The 8,215-nt window shown below is 60.9% G+C and carries 11 protein-coding genes; 7 read left to right on the top strand and 4 right to left on the bottom strand.

The features are described 5' to 3' along the window. Positions 1–95: 95 nt before the first annotated feature. A complete protein-coding gene (locus tag GVL50_RS25365; RefSeq protein WP_053124266.1) occupies positions 96–689 on the bottom strand; it encodes a DUF2796 domain-containing protein in 594 nt (197 codons plus the stop codon). A 134-nt stretch (positions 690–823) separates the two neighbouring features. Here GVL50_RS25365 and GVL50_RS25360 point away from each other — a divergent pair, with 134 nt between their 5' ends. After that, entirely contained in the window at positions 824–1,183 is a 360-nt protein-coding gene (locus GVL50_RS25360) for a hypothetical protein (protein WP_159815465.1), read from the top strand. Positions 1,184–1,271: 88 nt separating this feature from the next. Here the strand turns inward: GVL50_RS25360 and trxA are convergent, their stop codons facing one another. The 3 genes from trxA to GVL50_RS25345 form a co-directional block, all read right to left on the bottom strand. Beyond that, a complete protein-coding gene (gene trxA, locus GVL50_RS25355) occupies positions 1,272–2,144 on the bottom strand; it encodes a thioredoxin (protein ID WP_159815464.1) in 873 nt (290 codons plus the stop codon). A 174-nt stretch (positions 2,145–2,318) separates the two neighbouring features. Next, entirely contained in the window at positions 2,319–2,972 is a 654-nt protein-coding gene (locus GVL50_RS25350) for a methyltransferase (RefSeq protein WP_159815463.1), read from the bottom strand. Next, positions 2,969–3,433: a YbaY family lipoprotein gene (locus tag GVL50_RS25345; protein ID WP_159815462.1), complete on the bottom strand. Its 465-nt coding sequence runs from the start codon at positions 3,431–3,433 to the stop codon at positions 2,969–2,971. Before GVL50_RS25345 ends, GVL50_RS25350 begins: the two co-directional genes overlap by 4 nt. 128 nt (positions 3,434–3,561) lie before the next feature. On the opposite strand from GVL50_RS25345, the gene nrdR reads away from it, so the two are divergent. The 6 genes from nrdR (at position 3,562) to nusB (ending at position 8,203) form a co-directional block, all read left to right on the top strand. Beyond that, positions 3,562–4,026 carry a transcriptional regulator NrdR gene (nrdR, locus tag GVL50_RS25340; protein WP_007910946.1) on the top strand — a complete coding sequence of 155 codons (465 nt, stop codon included), beginning with the start codon at positions 3,562–3,564 and terminating at the stop codon, positions 4,024–4,026. After that, positions 4,023–5,156, top strand: coding sequence for a bifunctional diaminohydroxyphosphoribosylaminopyrimidine deaminase/5-amino-6-(5-phosphoribosylamino)uracil reductase RibD (gene ribD, locus GVL50_RS25335; RefSeq protein WP_159815461.1), 1,134 nt, complete (start codon positions 4,023–4,025; stop codon positions 5,154–5,156). Before nrdR ends, ribD begins: the two co-directional genes overlap by 4 nt. Before the next feature lie 47 nt (positions 5,157–5,203). Continuing rightward, the gene (locus tag GVL50_RS25330) at positions 5,204–5,869 is read left to right on the top strand and encodes a riboflavin synthase (RefSeq protein WP_159815460.1); all 666 of its coding nucleotides are present in this window, start codon (positions 5,204–5,206) and stop codon (positions 5,867–5,869) included. Positions 5,870–5,901: 32 nt separating this feature from the next. Further along, entirely contained in the window at positions 5,902–6,993 is a 1,092-nt protein-coding gene (ribBA, locus tag GVL50_RS25325; protein WP_159815459.1) for a bifunctional 3,4-dihydroxy-2-butanone-4-phosphate synthase/GTP cyclohydrolase II, read from the top strand. Between the two features lie 236 nt (positions 6,994–7,229). Continuing rightward, positions 7,230–7,706 carry a 6,7-dimethyl-8-ribityllumazine synthase gene (gene ribE / locus GVL50_RS25320; RefSeq protein ID WP_003228649.1) on the top strand — a complete coding sequence of 159 codons (477 nt, stop codon included), beginning with the start codon at positions 7,230–7,232 and terminating at the stop codon, positions 7,704–7,706. Next, entirely contained in the window at positions 7,703–8,203 is a 501-nt protein-coding gene (nusB, locus tag GVL50_RS25315) for a transcription antitermination factor NusB (protein ID WP_053124252.1), read from the top strand. The genes ribE and nusB overlap by 4 nt, the downstream gene beginning before the upstream one ends. Positions 8,204–8,215 lie beyond the last annotated feature (12 nt).

Raw genomic sequence — 8,215 nt, 5'->3', positions numbered from 1 at the left:
GCCGAAGGCTGCGATCTTTTGATCCTGATCTTCTTAAAGCAAGATCAAAAGATCGCAGCCTTCGGCAGCTCCTACAGGGGGATTTTCGGTGAGACTTAGAATTTCAGGGAGGCAGCCTTGGCCGTCACTTCAGCACCTTGCTGGCCGCTCGCGCTGATCAGTTGTACCTGAATTTTCTGCGTCGCCGGGAAGGTATTGAAGATGTTCGCCAGATCCAGTGTCTTCAACGCGCCGGGCGTTGCGCACTTGATCTGGTAGTGCGCGTGGATTTCGCTGTGGTCGTGGTGATGTTCGTGACCGTCCTTGTCCGCTTCATCTTCGTCATGATCGTCGGCATCCGGTTTGTCGCCAAACAACGGGCTCTCGAGTTCCTGGCCGACGACCTTGCAACCGGCAGCGGCGGGCAGACTGAACAGCGCCAATGGTTTTTCCAGCTGCGCACGGGCGGCGGCGACTTTGGCTTTATCGGCATCCGTGGTCGCGAGGTGTTCGAAACCCACGAGGTTCATCGCCGGGCTTTCCAGCTCCAGCTCCAGCATCTGGCCGTCGAGCGCGGCGTTCAGGCGACCGACACCGTGCTCATGCGCGCCGAGGCTGCCGTGTTCATGATCGTGGTCGTGCTCATCGGCAGCATGGGCGACGGCCAGCGGCAACAGGGCAAACGGCAAAGCGAGCAGCAGACGGCGCATGGCGAACTCCGGGAGTAAAGTGAAGAGTTTGTTATGTAATCTTATAACGAAAGTCCGCAGAGTTTGCCCGTGCGCTTGGCGTTGCACAAGTCCCGTGGGAGCATGCAGGTCAGAAAAGTGCAGGAGCGAACTCAATGTTGCGGATACGCGGAACCGTCGGTGACCTGCCGGTGGATTTGACGGTGGAACTGGATGACAGCGACTGGGCACGGCTCGGCTCGGCCCTGAATGGGCAAGTGCAGACGGCGCAACCTGAAGTGGCCACGTCGGCGCCAGCGGCGAAACCGCTGAATCAGGATGATGCGTTGTGGCAGGTGGCGCGGGATCTGTTGCGCAAGGCCGGGCAACTCAGCGGGCCGGATCTGCTTGATCAGCTTGAAGGGCTGACCGGCAGCGCGGTGGCGGGCAAGCGCTTGCTGGTGCGTCTGCGTCACAGTTCGGACGTGAAAGTGGTGAGTGGCGGGGATACGCCGCTTTACAGCTGGATCGAGTGAACCGCAAAAGATCGCAGCCTGCGGCAGCTCCTACAAGGATGTACACGGTTCCAATGTAGGAGCTGCCGAAGGCTGCGATCTTTTGATCTTAATAAAGCGCAGCAAACATCTTCCGGCGGTAAACGCTGACCAACGGATGATCGTTGCCCAGCAGCTCAAACACCTGCAGCAACGTCTTGTGCGGCAAGCCCTCGGCATAATTGCGATTGCGGATAAACAGCTTGAGCATCGCCTCCAGCGCGGCTTCGTACTGCTGACGCGCCAGTTGCTGGATCGCCAGTTGATACACCGCCTCATCGTCCTGCGGATCTTTTGCCAAACGCGCTTTCAAGTCAGCCGCATCCGGCAGATCACGCGCCAGACCGAGAAACTTGATCTGCGCCTTGGCCCCGGCCAGCGCGGCTTTGTGTTCGTCGCTTTTGACCGCATCCAGCACGGTCTGCGCTTCGCCCAGCTCACCGCGTTCAGTCAGGCAACGCGCATAGAGAATCAGCGCTTTGGCGTTGGTGTTGTCTTCATTGAGCATCACCACCAGCGCCGCTTCGGCATCGGCATAACGGCCGTCATCGAACAACGCTTGAGCCTGTTCGAATGGATCGGCAGCAGCCGGCGGTGGCATCTGCACATGCGGCTCAAGCAGGGTGCGCACGGCGGATTCCGGTTGCGCACCGGCAAAGCCGTCGACCGGTTGACCGTCCTTGAACAGCACCACGGTCGGCAGGCTGCGAATGCCGAAACGGGCAACGATGTCCTGCTCGATGTCGCAGTTGACCTTGGCCAGCAGCAACTCGCCCTGGTAACTCTCGGCAATGGTTTGCAGCATCGGCATCAGCGCCTTGCACGGCGCACACCATTCGGCCCAGAAATCCACCAGCACCGGTTTGCTGAAAGAAGCCTCGATCACCGACTGGTCGAAATCGGCCGTCGTGGCGTCGAAGATGTACGGCGTTTGCTCACTCATGGGGGATCTCGTCAAAGCGTGGATGGGGCAACTATACGGCTTGGCGGGGGGTGGCCGGAAGCGGGGCAGATCTTGGAGGTGTGTTGTCTGGCAGGGCCTCTTCGCGGGCAAGCCTTGCTCCTACAAGGATCACCGCTGACCTGTAGGAGCAAGGCTTGCCCGCGAAGCTTTTAATTAGCGCCGCGCGTGGTACAGGCTGACATGCCGAAATTCCTCAGGCTCCGCGAGATCCGGCAACGTCATCGCCTCAAGCATTTCAATGCGCTGATACAACGGATGGCGAAAATCCCGCACCCGCGAATCCGCCACCAACGCCTCACGGCCACGGCTCAAAAACGCATCCAGCAACGGCAGATTCGACCGGTCATACAACACGTCCGCCACCAGAATCAGATCAAAGCGGTCGGCCTCGGCAAAGAAATCTGTCGAATAACCCATCTCGACATCATTCAGCGCGGCGTTCGCCCGGCAGGCGGAAATCGCCAGTGGATCGAGATCGCAGGCCACCACCTCCAGCGCCCCGGCCTTCACCGCCGCAATCCCGGCAATCCCCGAGCCAGCGCCGAAATCCAGCACGCGTTTACCGCGCACCCACTCGGGAAACTCCGCCAGATAACGCGCCACCGCCAAACCGCTGGCCCAACAGAATCCCCAGTACGGCGGCTCATGCAGAATTCGCTGGATTTCTTCCTGGCTGAATTGGCGATCCATGTTGTCGCCATCGATCAGCCATAGCTGTAAATCAGTGTCGGACAACGCGCAGACCTTGAGTCTGGCGTCGCCGAGCAATTCACCTAACGCTAGTTGCAGGTCGAGCGGTGCCGTCATGGTGCTTTGACAAATTGCAGTTGGCCCAACGCCTGAGTGGTCGGCTGGCTGATGGTTTGCGAAGGCAAATGCAGGATCAACTGGCCGGACTGGCTGGCGCGGCCACGCAGCTCAACCCGCGCACCGGCCGGGAACGCGTCCGGGTTGAAGCGCAGGCGGAACGGCAGGATCTGGTTGTTGCCGATCAGGCTGGAACTGGCGAGCAATTGCTGCGGGCGATCCTTCTCATCGATCACCAGCAACGCCAGTTCGACTTCGGCGCTGGCCGGCACGCCTTGCAGGGTGCCGCTCAGTTCACGTTGATAAGCCGGTAGCGGGCCAAGCTCGGCGGCTTCCTTGGCTTTTTTCTGCGCTTGTTGCGGTGCCGGCCCCGGAGTCGGCGGCTGCGGCTTGGGAGCATCGCTGCCACAGGCCACCAGCAGGCTGAAAAGACTGAGCAAAACGAGCGGACGTAACGGCATTGGAGGCTCCGGCAAAATGAAATCCATGGATCAAACGATCATGCCGTTCTGTATACCGCAAACCCTATGGCTTGTCTTGCCACCGGGATGCGCTACCATGGCCCTCCCTTTTTTTGTTGCCAGCCACCATGCACTGTCCCTTCTGCGGTGCCAACGACACCAAGGTCATCGACTCGCGTCTGGTCGCCGAGGGCGAACAGGTGCGCCGCCGGCGTGAATGCCTGGCCTGCGGCGAGCGTTTCACGACGTTCGAGACGGCCGAACTGGTGTTGCCGCGCCTGATCAAAACTGACGGCAGCCGCCAACCGTTCGACGAAGAAAAACTCCGCGCCGGCATGCAACGCGCCCTGGAGAAACGTCCGGTGAGCGTCGAGCGCCTCGAATCCTCTCTGGTTCACATCAAGCACAAGCTGCGCGCCACCGGCGAGCGCGAGGTCAAATCCCTCGTGGTCGGCGAACTGGTCATGGCTGAATTGCAGAAGCTTGATGAAGTCGCCTACATCCGCTTCGCTTCGGTGTACAAGCGCTTCCAGGATCTCAACGAATTCCGCGAAGAAATCGACCGCCTCGCCCGCGAACCGGTGAAAGAATGACCACCGTCGCCGAGCAGGCCATCCTCGACGCCCACTTTATGGCGCGTGCGCTGGAACTGGCGCGCAAAGGTCACTACACCACCCATCCCAATCCTCGGGTCGGCTGTGTGGTGATGCGCGACGGGCAGATTGTCGGCGAAGGCTGGCACGAACGCGCCGGCGAACCGCATGCCGAAGTCCACGCCCTGCGCGCCGCCGGTGAACTGGCCCGTGGCGCCACTGCTTATGTGACCTTGGAACCGTGCAGCCACCATGGCCGTACGCCGCCGTGTGCCGATGCGCTGGTGAATGCCGGGGTTGCTCGGGTTGTTGCGGCAATGCGTGACCCGAATCCGCAAGTTGCCGGACGTGGTTTGCAGCGTCTGGCCGATGCCGGCATCGCCACCGAAAGCGGTGTGCTCGAAGCCGAGGCGCGCAAGCTCAACCAGGGTTTCCTGAAACGCATGGAACACGGCTTGCCGTTCGTGCGGGTCAAGTTGGCCATGAGCCTCGACGGTCGCACGGCCATGGAAAACGGCGAGAGCCAATGGATCACCGGCCCGGCCGCGCGTTCGGCGGTGCAGCGTTTGCGCGCTCAGGCCGCCGTGGTGCTGACCGGCGCTGACACCGTGCTGGCCGATGGCGCGCGTTTAACGGTGCGCGCCGACGAGTTGGGGCTGGATGGCGAACAAACCGCGCTGGCCATGAGCCGTCCGCCGTTGCGCGTGCTGATCGACGGGCGCCTGCGCGTGCCGCTCGATGCACCGTTCTTCAGGGCCGGCCCGGCGTTGGTTGCCACTTGCATCGCGGTCGAAGAGCAATACGCCAATGGCCCGGAATGCCTGATCGTGCCGGGTGATGACGGTCAGGTCGATCTGCATCAACTGCTGATTGAACTGGCCAATCGCGGCGTCAACGAAGTGCTGGTCGAGGCCGGCCCACGTTTGGCCGGCGCCTTCGCTCAGCTCGGCCTGGTGGATGAATTCGTGATCTTCATCGCCGGCAAGTTTCTTGGCTCCACGGCGCGTCCATTGCTCGACTGGCCGCTGGCCCATATGAAGGATGCCCCGGAGCTGAAAATCAGTGAAATTCGTGCGGTGGGCGATGACTGGCGAGTCACTGCCATCCCTGTGCCATCGGCGAGCGTATAATTCCCGGCCATCGCGTTAGCGCTGGCTTAGTTCTCAAGGAGAACCCCATGTTTACCGGCATCATCGAATCCATCGGCAGTATCCGCGCACTGACCCCAAAGGGCGGTGATGTGCGGGTACACGTCGCAACCGGCAAGCTCGACCTGAGCGACGTCAAACTCGGCGACAGCATCGCGGTCAACGGCGTGTGCCTGACGGCCGTTGAACTGCCGGGCGACGGCTTTGCCGCCGACGTCAGCCGTGAAACGCTGGACTGCACCGCCATGAATGACCTGAAAAGCGGCAGCCCGGTCAATCTGGAAAAAGCCCTGACCCCGACCACCCGCCTCGGCGGGCATCTGGTCAGCGGCCACGTCGACGGCGTCGGCGAAATCGTCTCGCGCTCCGACAATGCCCGCGCCGTGGAATTTCGCATCCGCGCGCCGAAAGAACTGGCCAAGTACATCGCCCACAAAGGCTCAATCACCGTCGACGGCACCAGCCTGACCGTGAACGAAGTCGATGGCGCCGAATTCATGCTGACGATCATTCCGCACACCCTGAGCGAAACCATCATGGCGTCGTACAAGCCGGGTCGCCGGGTGAATCTGGAAGTCGATTTGCTGGCGCGTTATCTGGAGCGTCTCCTTTTGGGCGACAAAGCCGCAGAGTCGGCATCCGGCGGCACGATCACTGAAAGCTTTCTGGCCGCCAACGGCTATCTCAAATCCTGAAGCTCTAAATTTCGAAAGAAGGGGGGTGCCTTGTGGCGCTCAATAGCATCGAAGAACTGGTTGAAGACATCCGCCAAGGCAAGATGGTCATCCTCATGGATGACGAAGACCGCGAGAATGAAGGCGACCTGATCATGGCCGCCGAATGCTGCCAGGCCGAGCACATCAACTTCATGGCCAAGCACGCCCGTGGCCTGATCTGCATGCCGATGAGCCGCGAGCGCTGCGAACTGTTGAAGCTGCCGCTGATGGCACCGCGCAACGGTTCCGGTTTCGGCACCAAGTTCACCGTTTCGATCGAAGCGGCCGAAGGCGTCACCACCGGCATCTCCGCTGCTGACCGTGCGCGCACCGTGCAAGCGGCGGCGGCCAAAGATGCCAAGGCTGAAGACATCGTCAGCCCGGGCCACATCTTCCCGCTGATGGCTCAGGCCGGCGGCACCCTCGCTCGCGCTGGCCACACCGAAGCCGCCTGCGACCTCGCGCGCATGGCCGGTTTCGAGCCGAGCGGCGTGATCTGCGAAGTGATGAACGACGACGGCACCATGTCCCGTCGCGCTGAATTGGAAGCTTTTGCTGCCGAACACAACATCAAGATCGGCACCATCGCCGACCTGATTCACTACCGGATGATCCACGAACGTACCGTTCAGCGGATTGCCGAGCAGCCACTCGACAGCGAACTGGGCCAATTCAACCTGGTGACCTATCGTGATTCGGTGGAAGGCGACGTGCACATGGCACTGACCCTGGGCACTGTTTGCGCCGAAGAGCCAACGCTGGTTCGCGTGCACAACATGGATCCGCTGCGCGACCTGTTGATGGTCAAGCAACCGGGCCGCTGGAGCCTGCGCGCCGCGATGGCTGCGGTTGCCGAGGCGGGCAGCGGTGTTGTTCTGTTGCTCGGTCACCCGCTCGATGGCGACGTGTTGCTGGCGCATATCCGTGAAACCGGTGATCAGCCAGTACCGAAAAAACCGACCACCTACAGCATCGTCGGTGCCGGTTCGCAGATCCTGCGTGATCTCGGTGTGCGCAAAATGCGCTTGATGTCTGCGCCAATGAAATTTAATGCGATATCCGGTTTCGATCTGGAAGTTGTAGAATACGTGCCCTCCGAATAATGACCCGGAGAATCGTATTGCTGGTGTGTGCCCATTGTGGCGAGGGGATTTATCCCCGTTGGACTGCATAGCAGTCCCAAAAACAGGGGCCGCTGCGCAGCCCAACGGGGATAAATCCCCTCGCCACAAGGGTGCTATCCAGTTAGCAATGCGGATTTTTCCGGCCATGTGTTCGTGGCTAATATCACTGAGGGATGCGTACGAGACGCGTCCCGGCTCTTTAAGAGATCTGACGAATGACCCTGAAGACCATCGAAGGTACCTTCATCGCCCCAAAAGGCCGCTACGCTTTGGTAGTAGGCCGTTTCAACAGCTTTGTTGTTGAGAGCCTGGTCAGCGGTGCAGTTGATGCCCTGGTTCGCCACGGCGTGAGCGAAAGCGACATCACCATCATCCGCGCGCCTGGCGCCTTCGAAATCCCGCTGGTTGCGCAGAAAGTCGCTCAGAAAGGCGAGTTCGCAGCCATCATCGCCCTCGGCGCGGTCATTCGTGGCGGTACTCCGCACTTCGAATACGTGGCTGGCGAATGCACCAAGGGTCTGGCCCAGGTGTCCATGGAGTTCGGCGTACCGGTCGCGTTCGGCGTCCTGACCGTTGATTCCATCGAGCAAGCCATCGAACGTTCCGGCACCAAGGCCGGTAACAAAGGTGCCGAAGCTGCCCTGTCCGCTCTGGAAATGGTCAGCCTGCTGGCACAGTTGGAGGCCAAGTGATTAGCGACGAAAGCGATCGTTTCAACCCGCGCGAGCCGCGTCCAACTGACGCCGGCAAGCCTTCGAAAAGTGAAAAGCGCCGCGCTGCCCGTCAGTTGGCGACGCAAGCGTTGTACCAGCGCCACATGGCCGGTGCTTCGCTGAACGAAATCGAAGCGCAGTTTCGCGTCGATAACGACTTCACCTTCGCCGACCAGAGCTACTTCCACGACATCCTGCACGGTGTTCCGGCCAGTCTGACCGAGATCGATACCGCGCTGGCGCCGTGCCTGGATCTGACCATCGAAGAGCTCGACCCGGTTGAACTGTGCGTACTGCGCCTGTCGACCTGGGAACTGCTCAAGCGCGTCGACGTGCCGTACCGCGTTGTGATCAACGAAGGCATCGAACTGGCGAAAGTCTACGGTTCCACCGACGGTCACAAGTTCGTCAACGGTGTGCTCGACAAGCTGGCCCCGCGCCTGCGTGAAGCTGAAGTGAAGGCGTTCAAGCGCTGAAACGCGCTTGAT

Origin of the sequence: Pseudomonas sp. 18058, from assembly GCF_902706155.1 — a bacterium.
Taxonomy (GTDB): domain Bacteria; phylum Pseudomonadota; class Gammaproteobacteria; order Pseudomonadales; family Pseudomonadaceae; genus Aquipseudomonas; species Aquipseudomonas rustica.
The sequence above is the reverse complement of the archived record's forward strand: the minus strand, read 5'-3'. Positions and strand labels throughout refer to the sequence as shown.